This is a genomic window from Nocardia sp. 2TAF39 (genome assembly GCF_052114905.1).
Classification (GTDB): Bacteria; Actinomycetota; Actinomycetes; order Mycobacteriales; family Mycobacteriaceae; genus Nocardia.
In genome coordinates, this window is sequence record NZ_JBFRFQ010000033.1 from 1 (window position 1) to 16546 (window position 16546).

The window sequence follows — 16546 nt, forward strand, 5'->3', positions numbered from 1 at the left end:
CATGGAAAAGCGGGCCTCCTCCGAACGAAAGAGCTGGTCAGGTGTGGTAACCACCAGCTTCGGAGGAGGCCCGCCCTTCACGGCGGAGCCACACGGGACAAATGGGAATTTCGATGAGCGTCAGTGGGGAAATTCAGCGAGCGCCGTCAACGGTGACGGCCGGCATGTGGTGTGGGGAGGAAGTTGGCGGATGACCGAACTCGGCGCCGCCCTGGGATCGGCCCAGCTCGACCATTTCGACCGCGACCTCATCCGGCGGCGCGCCATCATCGACCGCTACATCACCGATCTATCCGGCATCGGGCTCGAGTTCCCGGTCCCGCACGGGCAGGTGAGCGGTCACAAATGCATCGCCCTCCTCAACCACGGCATAGAACGCGATCACTTGCGCGACAAGGTGTCAGCGGCGGGTGTCGAGCTGGCACGTGGCGTCTATGAGCAACCTCTACACCGCCAGCCGGTCTTCGGAGGTCTGAACATCGGCGACAGCTTCCCGGCCGCAAACAATTTTGCGGACCGTCACATTTGCCTGCCGCTGTGGCGGGGAATGACCGACGGCATCGTCGATCAGGTCATCAAGATTATCCGCACATCCGTAGCCGAGGCTGGCCAGAAGCTACCGTGATGCTTGGGGTGCGGCTTGGCCCCAGTCGAAGCCGAGTTCGCCCTTGTCGGCGAGGATCTGTTGCCACCAGTCGCGGTGCTCGACATACCAGTTGACCGTGTCTTCGATCCCGGTTGTGAAATCGTGCGTCGGTTGCCAGCCCAGCTGTGATTCGATCTTCTCCGGATTGATCAGGTAGCGGCGATCGTGATTCGGGCGGTCGGGGATGTGCTCGATCCACGCGCCCGGGTCACGTCCGAGCGTGGTGATGACCATGCGCGCGATATCGAGGTTGGTGACCTCGCAGCGAGCCGAAACGTCGAAGATCGGCAACAAGCCCGGATCGGTGGCTGCCTCCGCCGGGATCGCGTCGAGCTCTGCGTGCAGGACACGATGTACAGCAGCGCAGTGATCGGTGACGTGTAGCCAGTCCCGGCTTTGCAGGCCGTCGCCGTACACGGGCACCTTGCGCCCGCGCAGGACGTTCGTCACCGCCAGTGGGATCAGCTTCTCCGGTAGTTGATACGGGCCGTAGTTGTTGGCGCAGTGCGTCATCCGGATGTTCATCTCCGGATAGGTCTGCATGTAAGCGCGCACCATCTGATCTCCGGCCGCTTTGGCCGCGCTGTAAGGGGTTTTCGCGTTCAGCGGGGACCGCTCGGTGAACCATTCGTTCCCGGTCGCCAGCTCGCCGTATACCTCGATCGTCGATACGTGCACGTGCGAACGTACTGGAATAAGGCGACTGCACTCGGCCATCACCTGGGCGCCGAGGGCGTTGCTGCGCATAAACGCCGACGGGCCGAGGATCGCACGGTCGTTGTGCGACTCCGCCGCGAAGTTCACGACGAAATCTGGTCGATGTCGCCGGTAGACAGCCTCCATCGTTTCCAGTTCGGCGATATCGGCCTGTTGGAAAACGATGCGGTCGGCCACCGGGTTCAGGTTTGCCGTATTACCTGCGAAACCGATGTAGTCGACCGCTACTACCTCGGCGGTCGGCTCCCACTCCAGCAAACGGTGAACGTAATTCGCTCCGATGAAGCCTGCGGCACCGGTCACGAGGTAGACGGACATGGATGCCGATCGTAGCCGAGAGCCTAGCTAATTCATGACCCGGCTGCCGCCATGCCAATTCATATCGATTCGATGAGAAGCCCGCCGGGTTGTGAACCTTGCTGGCTCTCCTTGCCTCTGTATCCGCAAGTCCAACCCGGCTCTTTCGTGCGGCCGATGTGCTGGCCTGATCGGGTTGGGATTGGGTTTTGCGGCCGGCCGTAGAACGAAGTGATACGGGGCCCGCTCAGCGGGCTGGCTGCCGTGTTCCACGGGCCCGGAGTTTTCGGTCCTTTCGTTTGGGGGGTTTGTGCTGGTCAGCCGGGTTGCAGGCGGGCTGACGCGGTCAGGTCGACGACCACAGCGAGAAGTCCCCGCCGGTGGTCATGTCACCGGCGCATGCCCGCGGCATCCTCGAGATCCACAAGACGTGCGAGCCGCCGTGCCCGCGGAAATGTGGCGCACTGCTGCGCTTGGCGCTCGAGCGTGCCCTGGGCCCGCAGTGAGCGCCGAGAACGACCACGGGACAGCGTCATCCAATTCCACCGCGACCACTTGGACGCGGCATGGGGATTCGCGACCCGGACGCGGCCTGTATCGCGCACACCAGGTGCGAGGTCGGCGTGTGCGCGACCATTACTGCCACCGTAATCAGGCTGCGCCAACGGAGACCGCGCACGCCACATAATCTCCCCGGTATCGGCCGGGATTCGTAGGAAAGTAGTAAGGATTGAACTGGCCGAAGGAGGGCGTGTGAACGACCTTGATGGCCCCGGTCCGCATGGTGTCTCGCACGGCAACGGGAGCATCCCGGTAAACGCCGACGACGACAGCCAGGACTGAGCTCGACGCACGACAACGTCCCACCGGACTTGGGGCGGCTGTATCAGGAGCTGAAACGCTGTCCCGGTGCCCGTGATCATCACGGCAGCAAGGGTTTTCACCGCTAGGCGACGAATTTCACGCGACGCATCCGGTTGACGGTCGCGCGGTCGACGATGACGACGGAGCGCGACCCGTCCGTCGGCCGGCGTCGCTCGACCGTAATCGTCCGCATCAGCCGCCTCCAGCGCCGCACATGCAGTGTGAAGGCCACTCCGTTGATCCGACGCCCGCGGGCGTATTGACCGGCCCGCGCCACGGTCGCCGGCACATCGAGCATGATCACGTGCAGTTCCCGGCCGTAGCGCGCCGTCCAGTGCGCGATCAGCGCGCGTGTCCAGCGGAAGGTGGCGCAGTCGTGGATCACGACCGGACCTGCGGTGTCGCGCAACGCGGCATGGATCGCGAGGAAGTGCACGGTGTGGACCACCGGGCGCCACAGCGGATAAGGCAACCACCAGAGCCTGCGCCGCCAGCGGATGCGCGCCTGGTGCGAGTCGAGCACGGTCGCGCCGTCCGGGCCGTGCCACGGCGTATCGACGTCCGAGGTGGCGCCGAAGAACGTGCGCAGCGTGGTGCTCTTGCCCGCGCCAGGGACGCCGGCGACGACCAGCGCTGCCGAGCTCGGGTAACGCAACTCCTCGATCGCGCCGTCGCGCAGATCGTGCACGGAGTCCGGCGCCAGGGTGGATACCAGTGGTTCGGGGATGTCTATCGGCCGGGCTTCGAGCGGGGTGTTCACACCTTCCAGCGTCCGGAGTCGAGATTCGTTGGGCAACAGGGAAAACCCTGGGATTTCACTGAGATTCAGCGGAGGGGGAGCGCCTGGGGTGTCCACCTTTCCAGGGTCCCCAGTTCTGTGCTATTCGGCAATATCGGGCATTTCGGATAGTCTCTGGCTCACCCGCGTTTTCGTCCTGTCGAGCGCGCGCGAAGATGCATACGCTCACCTTGGCTGCCGAAAAGGCTCAGGATTTCCACGGCGCCCCGGCCCGTGCTGCCGAACCAATGTGGTTGGCGGGTATCGAATTCCGCGGCCTCGCCGGGGCCGAGTATGAGGTCGTGCGCGCCGAGCACCATCCGAAGCCGCCCGGACAGGACGTAGAGCCACTCGAAGCCCTCGTGCACCTTCGGGTCGGGCTCGGTGCGGTCGGCCGGGATGATCATCTTGAAGGCTTGCAGCGGCCCCGGCTGTCTGGTGAGCGGAACGATGGTGAGCCCGTTGATCTTGCGCGCCGTGGTATGTACCCGCGGGTCGGCGATCTTCGGCGCGGCGACCAGTTCGTCCAGCGGTACCTGGTGTGCCATGGCAATCGGCAGCAGTAGTTCCAGGCTGGCCTTGCGCTGGCCGGATTCCAGTCGTGACAGTGTGCTCTTGGAGATTCCGGTGGTCTCCGCAAGCGCTGTGAGCGTGACATCGCGGCGGGTGCGCAGCGCTTTGAGTCGTGGGCCGATGTCGGCGAGTGCCTGGGCGACGGTGGGTTGAATGGACATGTCTCCAGTGCACCGCGACTTCCCGGAATCGGCAACATTTGTTGCTGCTTCGGCGAAGTGGCGGCAGGCTGTCGGCAGAGGTGATCGCCGATGAGTGAGCGCAGCGAGCGAACAATGAACACAGCTGAGTTCTCGGTCATGGTGGAGCCGAGCGCTAGCGGCATGAGCGAGAGATATGACGTGGTGGTCGTGGGTGGCGGGGCGGCGGGACTGTCTGCGGCGCTGGTGCTCGCCAGGGCGCGACGACGGGTCGCGGTGGTCCGTGGCGGTGGGCCGCGCAACGCGCCCGCCGAGCACATGCACGGGTTCCTGTCCCGCGACGGGATGCCGCCCGCGAGCCTGCTGTCCGCGGGCGCGGACGAGGTTGCGGTCTACGGCGCCGACCTGATCAACGACGTCGTCACCGGCGCGGGGCCAGGCTAGGCGCACGACGGATACCCGATCCGGCTGAGCGGTTGCGGGGCGCTGCGGGCCCGCCGCGTGCTCGTCGCGACGGGGCTGCGCGAACAGCTCGATAAAGGGAATCCTCGGGGTAGAAAATGTCGGAAACTGAGAATTGGTTATGGATTACGGGTCCGCCCCCGGAACGACGGTAAAGTGTCAGGCGTAGGCGGAGTGTTCGGTGTCCCTCATCCACCGAAGACTCCGCCTTTCTCTGTCTCCAGTTCGGAAAGCCGCACGTCGATGGGCAAAAGGAACCCTCGCCGATGCTCACCGATGACCGGCTCCGACAAATGCCGGGCAGGTGTCGGGCCCGATCCGAACGACACCGCAACCGGCGCCCCTCGGGCATGCACAGCCCGAACGGACGACGCCGGAGCAGAGCGGGATCGACCGACCTGAAGTGCGCGGATCGGCGCGCTTTAGAATCGCGGGGTGACCAGCGCAGCCCCTGACAATACGCGTAATCGTGCCGATGCCCTCCCCAAGAGCTGGACTCCCAGCGAGGTGGAGGCCGAGATGTACGAGCGCTGGGTAGCCGCCGGATATTTCACCGCCGACACCTCCAGCGGCAAACCGGCGTACTCGATCGTGCTGCCACCACCCAACGTCACCGGCACGCTGCATATGGGTCACGCGCTCGACCACACTCTGATGGACACCCTCTCGCGCCGCAAGCGCATGCAGGGCTACGAGGTGCTCTGGCTGCCCGGCATGGACCACGCGGGCATCGCCACCCAGTCCGTGGTGGAGAAGCAGCTCGCGGTGGACGGCAAGACGAAGGAAGACTTCGGCCGCGAACTGTTCATCGAGAAGGTGTGGGACTGGAAGCGCGAGTCCGGCGGCGCCATCCAGTGGCAGATGCGCGCGCTCGGTGACGGCGTCGACTGGAGCCGCGACCGCTTCACCATGGATGAGGGCCTGTCGCGCGCCGTGCAGACCATCTTCAAGCGGCTCTACGACGCGGGCCTGATCTACCGCGCCGAGCGGCTGGTGAACTGGTCGCCGGAACTGCGCACCGCCATCTCCGACATCGAGGTCAAGTACGAGGACGTCGAAGGCGAGCTGGTCTCGCTGCGGTACGGCTCACTGAACGATGACGAGCCGCACGTGATCGTGGCCACCACCCGGGTGGAGACCATGCTCGGTGACACCGCCGTCGCCGTGCACCCCGAGGATCCGCGCTACCGGGCGCTGCTCGGCACCACCCTGGAACACCCGATCACCGGGCGGCAGATCCCGATCGTCGCCGACGACTACGTCGATCCCGAATTCGGGTCGGGCGCGGTGAAGATCACACCGGCGCACGATCCCAACGACTTCGAGATGGGCTTGCGGCACGGCCTGCCGATGCCGACCATCATGGACGAGCGGGGCCGGATCGCCGGTACCGGAACCGAATTCGACGGCATGGACCGTTTCGAGGCGCGCGTCAAGGTGCGCGAACAGCTTGCGGAAGAAGGCAGGGTCGTCGCCGAGAAGCGTCCGTACCTGCACAGCGTCGGGCATTCCGAGCGCAGCGGCGAACCGATCGAGCCCCGCCTGTCCATGCAGTGGTGGGTGAAGGTGGAATCGCTGGCCGAGGCCGCCGGCGACGCGGTGCGGGGCGGCGACACCGTGATCCACCCGAAGAGCCAGGAGCCGCGGTGGTTCGCGTGGGTCGACGACATGCACGACTGGTGCATCTCGCGCCAGCTGTGGTGGGGCCACCGGATCCCGATCTGGTACGGCCCCGAGGGTGAAGTGGTGTGCGTCGGTCCCGACGAGCAGGCACCCGAGGGCTGGGTGCAGGACCCGGACGTGCTCGACACCTGGTTCTCCTCCGGTCTGTGGCCGTTCTCCACCATGGGTTGGCCGGACGCCACCGACGAACTCGGGAAGTTCTATCCCACAAGCGTTCTCGTCACCGGCTACGACATCCTGTTCTTCTGGGTGGCGCGGATGATGATGTTCGGCACCTACGTCGCCGACGATGCCGTGCTGACGGCGGGCAAGGCCGGCGCGCGTCAGGTGCCGTTCAAGGACGTGTTCCTGCACGGCCTGATCCGCGACCAGTTCGGCAAGAAGATGTCCAAGTCCCGCGGCAACGGCATCGACCCGCTGGACTGGATCAACTCTTACGGCGCCGACGCCCTGCGCTTCACCCTGGCGCGCGGCGCGCAGCCGGGCGGCGACCTGTCGGTCGGTGAGCCGCACGCGCTCGCCTCGCGCAGCTTCGTGACCAAGCTGTTCAACGCCACCAAGTTCGCCCTGATGAACGGTGCGCGGGTCGGCGACCTGCCGGACCGCGCGCAGCTCACCGACGCCGACCGCTGGATCCTGGATCGGCTGGAGGAGGTGCGCGCCGAAGTGGATTCGGCGTTCGACGGCTACGAGTTCGGCAAGGCGTGTGAGGCGCTGTACCACTTCGCGTGGGACGAACTGTGCGACTGGTATCTGGAGTTGGCCAAGGTGCAGTTCGCCGCCGACGGCGCGCGCGCCGAGGCGACCCAGCTGGTGCTCGGCACCGTGCTCGACGCGGTTCTTCGCCTGCTGCATCCGGTCATCCCGTTCGTCACAGAGGCGCTCTGGCAGGCGCTGACCGGTGGCGAATCGGTGGTGGTCGCGCCGTGGCCGAAGAAGTCCGGCGTTCCCGGTGATCAGACTGCGGCGCAACGTATTTCGGACGCACAAAGGTTGATCACCGAGATCAGGAGGTTCCGCAGCGACCAGGGCCTCGGCGACAAGCAGAAGGTGGCGGCCAAGCTGATCGGGGTGGACGGCGCGAACCTGAGCTCCCTGGAGGCGTCGGTGGCGAACCTGGCCAGGCTCACCGAGCCGGGTGCGGATTTCGCCGCCACCGCGTCGCTGGAGGTGCGGCTCAGCGGGGCTACGGTGACCGTGGAGCTGGACACCTCCGGCGCGGTCGACCTGGACGCCGAACGACGCCGCCTGGAGAAGGACCTGGCCGCCGCGGAGAAGGAACTCCAGGGCACCGCCGCCAAACTCGGCAATGAAGCGTTCCTGGCCAAGGCGCCCGAGCACGTCGTCGACAAGATCAAGAGCAGGCAGCAGGTCGCCGCCGCCGAAGTGGCGCGCATCGGTGCCCGCCTCACCGAGTTGAGCAGCAAATGAACAGCGAACCGGAGCCGCAGTACGGCGACGACGAGCGCCACGGCGATGGCGCGCGGTTGACCTCCGGCCCCTCGCCGGTGGAACTGGCCGAGATGGCGCTGGTCGAGGCGGAACTCGACCGGCGCTGGCCGGAGACCAAGCTCGAGCCGTCGCTGACCAGGATCGCCACGCTGATGGACCTGCTCGGCTCGCCGCAGCAGAGCTATCCGGCGATCCACGTCGCGGGCACCAATGGCAAGACCTCGGTGACCAGGATGATCGACGCGCTGCTCACCGCGCTGCACCGGCGAACCGGCCGGATCACGAGCCCGCACCTGCAGCTGGCCACCGAGCGGATCAGCATCGACAACGCGCCGATCTCGCCGGCCGAATACGTGCGGACCTACCGCGAGCTGCTGCCCTATGTCGAGATGATCGACAAGCAGTCGGCCGCCGCGGACGGACCGGCCATGAGCAAGTTCGAGGTGCTCACCGGCATGGCATTCGCGGCTTTCGCCGAGGCGCCGGTCGACGTCGCGGTCGTGGAGACCGGCATGGGTGGCACCTGGGACGCCACCAACGTCGTCGACGGGCAGGTGGCGGTGATCACGCCGATCGGCCTGGACCACACCGACTACCTCGGCCCCGACCTGGCGTCCATCGCAGGGGAGAAGGCCGGGATCATCAAGCGCGCGCCGGAAAGCTTGATCCCGCGCGACAACGTCGCGGTGATCGCGGAGCAGGAGCCGGAGGCGATGGAGGTGCTGCTGCGCCGCGCCGTCGAGGTGGACGCCGCGGTGGCACGCGAGGGCGCCGAGTTCCGGGTGCTCGCGAGGCAGATCGCGGTGGGCGGGCAGCAGCTCGAATTACAGGGCCTCGGCGGCGTGTACGACGAGATCTTCCTTCCGCTGCACGGCGAACACCAGGCACACAACGCGGTGCTCGCGCTCGCCGCGGTGGAGGCGTTCTTCGGCGCCGGTGCCCAGCGGCAGCTCGACGTCGACGCCATTCGCTCGGGTTTCGCGAGCGTGACCAGCCCGGGCAGGTTGGAGCGAATCCGCAATGCGCCGACCATCTTCATCGACGCCGCGCACAACCCGGCGGGCGCGCGTGCGCTTGCCGCGACGCTCACCGCCGAGTTCGACTTCCGCAAGCTGGTCGGGGTGATCGCGGTGCTCGGCGACAAGGATGCCGACGGCATCCTCACCGCGTTGGAGCCGGTGTTCGACGAGATCGTCGTCACCAGCAACGGCTCGCCGCGCGCAATGGACGTGGAGACGCTGGCCGATCTCGCGGTGCAGCGGTTCGGTGACGAACGGGTGGTCACCGCGGCGACCCTGCCCGACGCGCTGGAGACCGCGATCGCGCTGGCCGAGGAGAGCGGCGAGCAGGGCGAAATGGTATCCGGTGCGGGTGTCGTGGTGACCGGCTCGGTGGTGACGGCGGGCGTGACGCGTGCGCTGTTCGGAAAGGACCCGGCATGAGTGAGCGCAGCGAGCGAACAGTGAGCACGGCCGAGTTCTCGGTCATGGCGGAGCCGAGCGCCAGCGAGGTGGAGGCATGAGCGAGCGCAGCGAGCGAACAGTGAGCACGGCCGAGTTCTCGGTCATGGCGGAGCCGAGCGCCAGCGAGGTGGAGGCATGAGCGAGGTGCGGGTATGAGCGTCAGGCCGGGAGGTGGCAGTTCGGGTAACCACGGAGGGTCCGCGAATGCCGAGGAGGACACAGCATGAGTGAACCCGTCGACCATGGCGAGCGGCCGGTGCCACCGCCCGCGACCGATCCGTGGAAGGGCTTCCGCGGGGTGATGGCAGGCACGCTGGTGCTCGAGGCGATCGTGGTGCTGCTCGCGCTGCCGGTGGTCGCCGACGTCGGCGGCGGGGTGACCTGGTTGTCGGGCACCTACCTTGTGGTGCTCGCGGTGGTGATGTTCTTGGGCGCCGGGCTGCAGCGACGCTCCTTGGCGTTGCCTTTCAACCTGGGCCTGCAGGTCTTCGTCCTGCTCGGTACGTTCATCCACGTATCGATCGGCGTCATCGGGGTGGTGTTCGCCGTGGTCTGGGGCTTCATCCTGGTGCTGCGCGCCGACGTGCGGGGTCGAATGGAAAAGGGTCTGCTGCCGAGCCAGCGCATGCCCCGCTCGTAGCCCGCTCGCGAGGTTCGATGATGGGGTGATTCGGTGATCCGACGCGCCGGGGGCAAGGCGTGGTCGGTCTCACGGTCGGTGGATTCGCTGACCGCTGGTTCGGTACCCGGGCGGGCGCCCGTTAGGCTGTGCGCCGTGACTGAGCAGACGTTGGTACTCATCAAGCCGGATGGTGTGGCCCGTGGCCTTGTCGGCGAGGTGCTGGCACGGATCGAGCGCAAGGGGTTGAAGATCGTCGCCCTCGAGCTGAAGCACGTATCCGAGGAGCTGGCCAAGGGCCACTACGCCGAGCATGCCGAGAAGCCGTTCTTCGGTTCCTTGATCGAGTTCATCACTTCCGGCCCGGTTGTCGCGGCCATTCTGGAGGGCCCGCGCGCCATCGCGGCGTTCCGGCAGATCGCTGGCGGCACCGACCCGGTCGAGAAGGCGGTGCCCGGCAGCATTCGCGGAGATTTCGCTCTGGAGACCCAGGAGAACCTGGTGCACGGGTCCGATTCGCCGGAGTCGGCCAAGCGTGAGATCACCCTCTGGTTCCCTGAGCTTCCGGCCTGATCGCAGTTCCTGATCGTCGTGTCTGTTGCGGCTGGGAGCAGGGCGAACGCGCTCCGGGCAGGACGGAGCCGAGCGCCGATGGCGAACGCCCGGCGCCTGGTGTGGGATACTGGCAACGGCTGCACTCGACACCGACTGTTCGCGCAGACGCGCGCACGGGAGGTGACGATCGCAGCCGGATGACACCACGGTTCGATGCCGATCATCGCTGCCATGGACAAACAGCCCGTTGCTGGGGCTCGCTGTTCGCGTCGGCACGCTGGATGAGCGCTCGATCCGCGGAGTTCAGCCACACAGCCAGGCGCCGCGTGACCAGTTAGCCCGAACGACGAACGACATGGTGATAACCGGGCACGCGGGGCGAGACCACTTGACCTCGCGCCACTGGGCGTGAGTCGAACAGACAGTGCCCCCGCGCCGGCCGCGTCACTCCTACCGGGAGGGACGCGCCCGGGGGCCCGAGGAGACTTCGTGGCCGATCAAGAGCCGCTGGAAACAACATCACAGGATGCCGAACAATTGCCGGAGCGAATCCGAGTTCACGCACTAGCCAAGCTGCTGGGGGTGACGAGCAAGCGCATCCTGGCGAAATTGACCGAGCTGGGAGCCGATGCCCGCAGCGCGCAATCGAATGTCGACCGTGCCGTAGCCGAGTCGGTGCGCGCCGCCCTGGTGCCAGCCGAGGGACCCCCGGCCGAGCCGACCGCGCAGGCGGATTCCGCTGTGCGGGCGAGCGACACCGGACCGGCCCCCGCCACCCTCGAGCAAACCGCGCGGCAACCGCGGGCCGAGGCGCCCTTCGCCGGTCCCGGCGTCGTCTTCTCCGCGCCGGACGCGCCCATCCACGGACAGCGGCCGGAGACGACGAGCGGCCCGGCGCACCTGCCGTCGACACAGCTGTTCACCCACTCGGTGCGGCAGGAGCCGGAGCCCGTCGCCCCTGTGGTGTTCGAGTCCGCCGCCGTCGTGCATGCACCACTGTTTCTTTCACCGGACGCCGCGGCCGTCGAGCAGGCCCGCAGGCAGCGCCGCGCGGAACGCGAGGCCCGCCGCGTCGAGGAGCCGACCCCGGAACCCGTCGAGGACGAGACCGAGGTCACCGAGGGCGACCATGAGCCGTCGGAGCAGCAGGATGACGAGGGTCAGCCGCGCCGCAGGCGTCGTGGCCGTCGTGGCCGTGGCCGCGGGCGCGGTGAGCAGCACTCCGATACCGACGGCGACGAGACCGACTCCGATGTCGAGGACGAGCAGACCGCCGAGACCGCCGAGCAGGCCGAATCCGCGGATGCCGCCGAGACCGCCGACTCCGAGGACGAGGACGGCGTGCCGGAGGGTGCGAGTCGTCGTCGCCGCCGTCGTCGTCGTCGCAAGGTGGCGGGCGAGTCCGGCGAGAACGAGCCTTCCGAGGACGATCCGCCGAACACCGTCGTGCACGAGCGCGAGCCGCGCAACAAGAGCCGCGGCCGCGTCGCCGTGGACGAGGTCCAGGGCATCACCGGTTCGACCCGGCTGGAAGCCAAGCGTCAGCGTCGCCGCGACGGCCGCGAGGCAGGCCGCCGCCGCCCGCCGATCCTGACCGAGTCGGAGTTCCTGGCCCGCCGCGAGGCGGTGGACCGGGTCATGGTCGTGCGCGAGAAGTCCTTCCCGGACCACCAGGCCGCCACGCAGGTCGCGGTGCTCGAGGACGACATCCTCGTCGAGCACTTCGTCACGAGCACCGGCTCCGCGTCCATGGTCGGCAACGTCTACCTGGGCAAGGTGCAGAATGTGCTGCCCAGTATGGAGGCGGCGTTCGTCGACATCGGCCGCGGCCGCAACGGCGTGCTCTACGCCGGTGAGGTGAACTGGGAGGCCGCCAAGCTCGGCGGCAAGGAGCGCAAGATCGAGCAGGCGCTCAAACCGGGCGACCAGGTGCTGGTGCAGGTCAGCAAGGACCCGGTCGGCCACAAGGGAGCCCGTCTCACCACCCAGATCAGCCTGGCCGGACGCTTCCTGGTGTACGTGCCGGGTGGCACCTCCACCGGGATCAGCCGCAAGCTGCCCGACACCGAGCGCAAGCGGCTCAAGGACATCCTGCGCGACATCGTGCCCGCCGATGCCGGTGTGATCATCCGCACCGCGTCCGAGGGCGTCAGCGAGGCCGAGCTGGCCCGCGACGTGGAACGGCTGCAGACGACGTGGCGCACGATCGACAAGCAGGCGAGCAAGGACGGCGGCGCGCCGAAGACGCTCTACGAGGAGCCCGACCTGCTGGTCAAGGTCATTCGCGACCTGTTCAACGAGGACTTCTCCAGGCTGGTCATCGAGGGTGACCGGGCGTGGAGCACGGTGGAGAAGTACATCGGTACCGTCGCGCCGGACCTGCTCGCGCGCGTCTCCCGGCACGAGAACAACGGCGTGGACGTGTTCGAGACCCACCGGATCGACGAACAGCTGGCCAAGGCGCTCGATCGCAAGGTGTGGCTGCCCTCGGGCGGCACCCTCGTGATCGACCGCACCGAGGCCATGACGGTGATCGACGTGAACACCGGCAAGTTCACCGGCTCCGGCGGCAGCAACCTGGAGGAGACGGTCACCAGGAACAACCTGGAGGCTGCCGAGGAGATCGTGCGCCAAATGCGGCTGCGCGACATCGGCGGCATGATCGTCGTCGACTTCATCGACATGGTGCTCGAGTCCAACCGGGACCTGGTGCTGCGCCGCCTGACCGAGGCGCTCGGTCGCGACCGCACCCGTCATCAGGTCTCCGAGGTCACCTCGCTCGGCTTGGTGCAGATGACCCGCAAGAAGCTGGGCACCGGCTTGGTCGAGGCGTTCTCCACCACCTGCGAGCACTGCCACGGCCGCGGCATCCTCGTGCACACGTACCCGGTGGAGCCCGGCTCCGGCGACGAGAGCACCGGGCGAACCCGCGAGAGCGGTTCGCGCAGGCGCCGTGGCCGGGACAAGGGTGCGGCGAGTGCCGCGCAGCCTCCGGCCGTGAACGGCGCCGGCCCCGTGCCGGAGCACGTCGAGGAGGATGCCGCCGTCAAGCGGGCGCACCCGGTCGCCCTGGCGATGGCGGCGCAGCACACCGAGGACACCGAGGGGGCGGAACAGCCGAAACAGGCACAGGAGGCCGCCACTGCGCAGTCGGTGGTCGCCGAGCCCGCCGCGAGCGAGGCCGCGCAGCCGGTCCAGACCGCGGCTGACCAGCCCGACGCGGCTGCCGAAGGTGTCGCCCTCGCCGAGGCCGAGGCCGAGGCCGAGGTCGCGGAGACGGTCCAGGCCGCGGTGGCCGTGCCCGCCGAAGAGCCGGAGACCGAACCCGCCGAAGTCGTCGAGGTCGTCGAAGAGGTCGAGCCCGCACCGGCCCCGGAGTCGCCCGCCGCGTCTACAACCAACGGGGTGTCGGAAGCGGCGGCCCGTCCGGCCCGTCGCCGCCGGGTCGCTCGTTCGGCTGCCGCGCCCGCCGCGGACAGCTCCGGCGCGGTGTTCGTGCTGCCCACCGGGGAGCAGGCGCCCGCGCCGGCCATCGACTATTCCGAGCCGGAGCCGGTCGAGTTGCCGCAGCGCAGGAGGCCGCGCAGGCGTGCGGTCGGCCGCGCGGCGGGGGCGCCCGACGCATCGCAGTAAGTCGTCGTGCACGTCCATGTGGCCCCGTCGGTTTATCGACGGGGCCACGTGCCTGCCACGACAGCGAATCCACAGCGTCGACAGGGCGGCCAGCAGGGCGCCGGTTTGGTTGTGGCGGTGGGCGTCCTGTAATCTTGGACAGTCGCTGCCCGGTGACAGCATGTTCTGTCTTCGTGGCCCGGTTCTCGACAGTTCGATACCGAGAGCCATCAGGCGCCGAGGCGGCGGCGATTACCAGACCATTTGTGTGGCGGTCTCCGGTGGGATCATCCGGCCGGAGGAGCTGCCGCGTGAGCAAGTGCCGAGCACTACAGGAAGAAGGGCAGCCGACCGATGGCAACGTACGCGATCGTCAAGACCGGCGGAAAGCAGTACAAGGTCGCGGTCGGTGACCTGGTGAAGGTCGAGAAGATCGAGGGTGCGCCGGGCACCGCCGTGGCACTGGATCCGGTCCTCGTCGTCGATGGCGCCGAGCTGACCACCGACGCCGCGAAGCTGGCCGAGGTCTCGGTGGCCGCCGAGGTGGTCGAGCAGACCAAGGGCCCGAAGATCCGCATCCACAAGTTCAAGAACAAGACCGGCTACCACAAACGCCAGGGTCACCGTCAGCAGCTGACGGTCCTGAAGGTCACCGGCATCAAGTAAGACACCCCCGAGGAGATTCAGCTATGGCACACAAGAAGGGTGCATCCAGCTCCCGGAACGGACGCGATTCCAACGCCCAGCGACTCGGCGTCAAGCGCTTCGGCGGCCAGACGGTCAAGGCGGGCGAGATCTTGGTGCGTCAGCGTGGCACGCACTTCCACCCCGGCGTGAACGTGGGCCGTGGCGGTGACGACACCCTGTTCGCCCTTGCGGCGGGCGCGGTCGAGTTCGGTAACAAGCGCGGACGCAAGACCGTCAACATCGTCGTCCCGGAGCCGGTTCAGGCCTGACCGCATAACGGGCACAGCCGGACGGAGTCCGTCCGCAGCCCGCGCTGGGCCGAGCGAAGGCTCGAGGCAGCCGAGCGAAGGCGAGGCAGCCGCCTCACCACTTCCGGACAACAACGAGCGGGTCAGGGTCTCGAAACCCTGGCCCGTTTTTCGTGTTTACGAACGACCAGCCCGAAGTACGACCAGCCCCGAAGGAGGATGATTCGGCGTATGTCCAAGTTCATCGACCGTGTCGTACTGCATGTGCGTGCGGGGACGGGTGGCCACGGCTGCTCCTCGGTGCACCGCGAGAAGTTCAAGCCGCTGGGTGGACCCGACGGCGGCAACGGAGGCAACGGGGGAGACGTGATCCTCGAGGTCGACTCCAACGTGCACACTCTGTTGGACTTCCACTTCCACCCGCACGCGAAGGCAGGCAACGGCAAGCCGGGCGAGGGCGGGAATCGCGACGGCAAGCAGGGCACCGAGTTGGTGCTGAAGGTGCCCGACGGCACAGTGGTACTCGACAACGACGGCAAGGTACTGGTCGACCTGGTCGGCGCGGGCAACCGCTTCATCGTGGCCCGTGGTGGCCGCGGCGGGCTCGGCAACGCCGCGCTGGCCTCGAAGGCGCGCAAGGCGCCTGGTTTCGCTCTGCTCGGCGAGGACGGCGAAGAGAGCGACCTGGTGCTCGAGCTGAAGTCGGTCGCCGATGTCGGGCTCGTCGGCTTTCCCTCGGCGGGAAAATCGTCGCTGGTCTCGGTGCTCTCGGCGGCCAAGCCGAAGATCGCGGACTACCCGTTCACCACGCTGGTGCCCAACCTCGGCGTGGTCGCCAGCGGCGACACCACCTTTACCGTCGCGGACGTGCCCGGCCTGATTCCGGGTGCCAGCGAGGGCCGCGGTCTGGGGCTGGACTTCCTGCGACACCTGGAGCGCTGCGCGGTGCTCGCCCACGTGGTGGACTGCGCCACCTTGGAGCCGGGCCGCGACCCGGTGTCGGATGTGGACGCACTGGAAGCCGAACTGGCCTCCTACAAGCCCGCGCTGAGCGCCGATGCCGGTCTCGGTGATCTGGCCGACCGACCGCGCGTGGTGATCCTGAACAAGATCGACGTGCCGGACGCCGCCGAGCTCGCCGAGATGGTGACCTCGGAGTTCACCGAGCGGGGTTGGCCGGTGTTCGAGATCTCCGCGGTGAGCCGGGCCGGCCTGCGCCCCTTGACCTTTGCCCTCGCCGAGCTGGTGCGCCGATATCGCGAGCAGCATCCGAAGGCTGCGCCCAAGCGCCCGGTCATTCGCCCGATCGCGGTCGACGAGACCGGATTCAGCGTGCTCGCCGACCCTGAGGAGCCGGGCGGCTTCATCGTGCGCGGCACCCGGCCCGAACGCTGGGTGCACCAGACCCAGTTCGACAACGACGAGGCCGTCGGCTACCTGGCCGACCGGCTCGCCCGCCTCGGCGTCGAGGACGAACTGGTGAAGCTCGGCGCCGAGCCCGGTGCGCCGGTGACCATCGGCGACGTGACCTTCGAGTGGGAGCCGCAGATCTCGGCGGGCATCGATATGGTGCGCACCGGTCGCGGCACCGACATCAGGCTGGAGCAGACCGATCGGGTGAGCGCGGCGGAGCGCAAGCACGCGTCCCGGGTGCGCCGAGGGCTGGTGGAAGAGGACGAGGAGTAGGACGTGTACGTCGGTCGAGTCGCCGCGCGCGGGGGTATGCGCCGCGTGTGCCGAGTTCGATCGG

General features: G+C 67.8%; 13 protein-coding genes. 10 read left to right on the top strand and 3 right to left on the bottom strand.

What is annotated here, in order from left to right; all coding sequences use genetic code 11:
- Positions 1-625 (top strand): DegT/DnrJ/EryC1/StrS family aminotransferase (locus tag AB4Z47_RS20065; RefSeq protein WP_441952815.1); only part of this gene is annotated, 625 nt, incomplete at its 5' end.
- Here the strand turns inward: AB4Z47_RS20065 and AB4Z47_RS20070 are convergent.
- From AB4Z47_RS20070 to AB4Z47_RS20080, 3 genes are all read right to left on the bottom strand, one after another.
- The gene (locus AB4Z47_RS20070) at positions 617-1681 is read right to left on the bottom strand and encodes a dTDP-glucose 4,6-dehydratase (protein WP_441952817.1); all 1065 of its coding nucleotides are present in this window, start codon (positions 1679-1681) and stop codon (positions 617-619) included. The two genes, AB4Z47_RS20065 and AB4Z47_RS20070, sit on opposite strands and share 9 nt — an antisense overlap.
- Before the next feature lie 925 nt (positions 1682-2606).
- Positions 2607-3284, bottom strand: coding sequence for an AAA family ATPase (locus AB4Z47_RS20075; RefSeq protein ID WP_441952819.1), 678 nt, complete (start codon positions 3282-3284; stop codon positions 2607-2609).
- Positions 3285-3442: 158 nt separating this feature from the next.
- Positions 3443-4036, bottom strand: a complete 594-nt coding sequence (locus AB4Z47_RS20080; protein ID WP_441952821.1) for a helix-turn-helix domain-containing protein — start codon at positions 4034-4036, stop codon at positions 3443-3445.
- Between the two features lie 162 nt (positions 4037-4198).
- Between AB4Z47_RS20080 and AB4Z47_RS20085 the strand changes: the two genes are divergently transcribed.
- From AB4Z47_RS20085 to obgE, 9 genes are all read left to right on the top strand, one after another.
- Positions 4199-4459, top strand: coding sequence for an FAD-binding protein (locus AB4Z47_RS20085; RefSeq protein ID WP_441952823.1), 261 nt, complete (start codon positions 4199-4201; stop codon positions 4457-4459).
- A gap of 453 nt (positions 4460-4912) precedes the next feature.
- Positions 4913-7591, top strand: a complete 2679-nt coding sequence (locus tag AB4Z47_RS20090; RefSeq protein ID WP_441952825.1) for a valine--tRNA ligase — start codon at positions 4913-4915, stop codon at positions 7589-7591.
- On the top strand, positions 7588-9054 hold the full coding sequence (gene folC, locus AB4Z47_RS20095; protein ID WP_441952827.1) for a bifunctional tetrahydrofolate synthase/dihydrofolate synthase: 1467 nt from the start codon (positions 7588-7590) through the stop codon (positions 9052-9054). Before AB4Z47_RS20090 ends, folC begins: the two co-directional genes overlap by 4 nt.
- A gap of 244 nt (positions 9055-9298) precedes the next feature.
- Positions 9299-9715: a DUF4233 domain-containing protein gene (locus tag AB4Z47_RS20100; protein WP_441952829.1), complete on the top strand. Its 417-nt coding sequence runs from the start codon at positions 9299-9301 to the stop codon at positions 9713-9715.
- Positions 9716-9850: 135 nt separating this feature from the next.
- Positions 9851-10267, top strand: a complete 417-nt coding sequence (gene ndk, locus AB4Z47_RS20105; RefSeq protein ID WP_441952831.1) for a nucleoside-diphosphate kinase — start codon at positions 9851-9853, stop codon at positions 10265-10267.
- 471 nt (positions 10268-10738) lie between these two features.
- Positions 10739-13882 (top strand): translation initiation factor IF-2 N-terminal domain-containing protein, encoded by a 3144-nt coding sequence (locus AB4Z47_RS20110; RefSeq protein ID WP_441952833.1) that lies wholly within the window; start codon positions 10739-10741, stop codon positions 13880-13882.
- A gap of 333 nt (positions 13883-14215) precedes the next feature.
- Complete coding sequence (gene rplU / locus AB4Z47_RS20115; RefSeq protein ID WP_441952835.1) at positions 14216-14527, top strand: 50S ribosomal protein L21; 312 nt, start codon at positions 14216-14218, stop codon at positions 14525-14527.
- Between the two features lie 23 nt (positions 14528-14550).
- Complete coding sequence (gene rpmA, locus AB4Z47_RS20120; RefSeq protein WP_327113721.1) at positions 14551-14817, top strand: 50S ribosomal protein L27; 267 nt, start codon at positions 14551-14553, stop codon at positions 14815-14817.
- Between the two features lie 210 nt (positions 14818-15027).
- Entirely contained in the window at positions 15028-16482 is a 1455-nt protein-coding gene (obgE, locus tag AB4Z47_RS20125) for a GTPase ObgE (RefSeq protein ID WP_441952837.1), read from the top strand.
- Positions 16483-16546 lie beyond the last annotated feature (64 nt).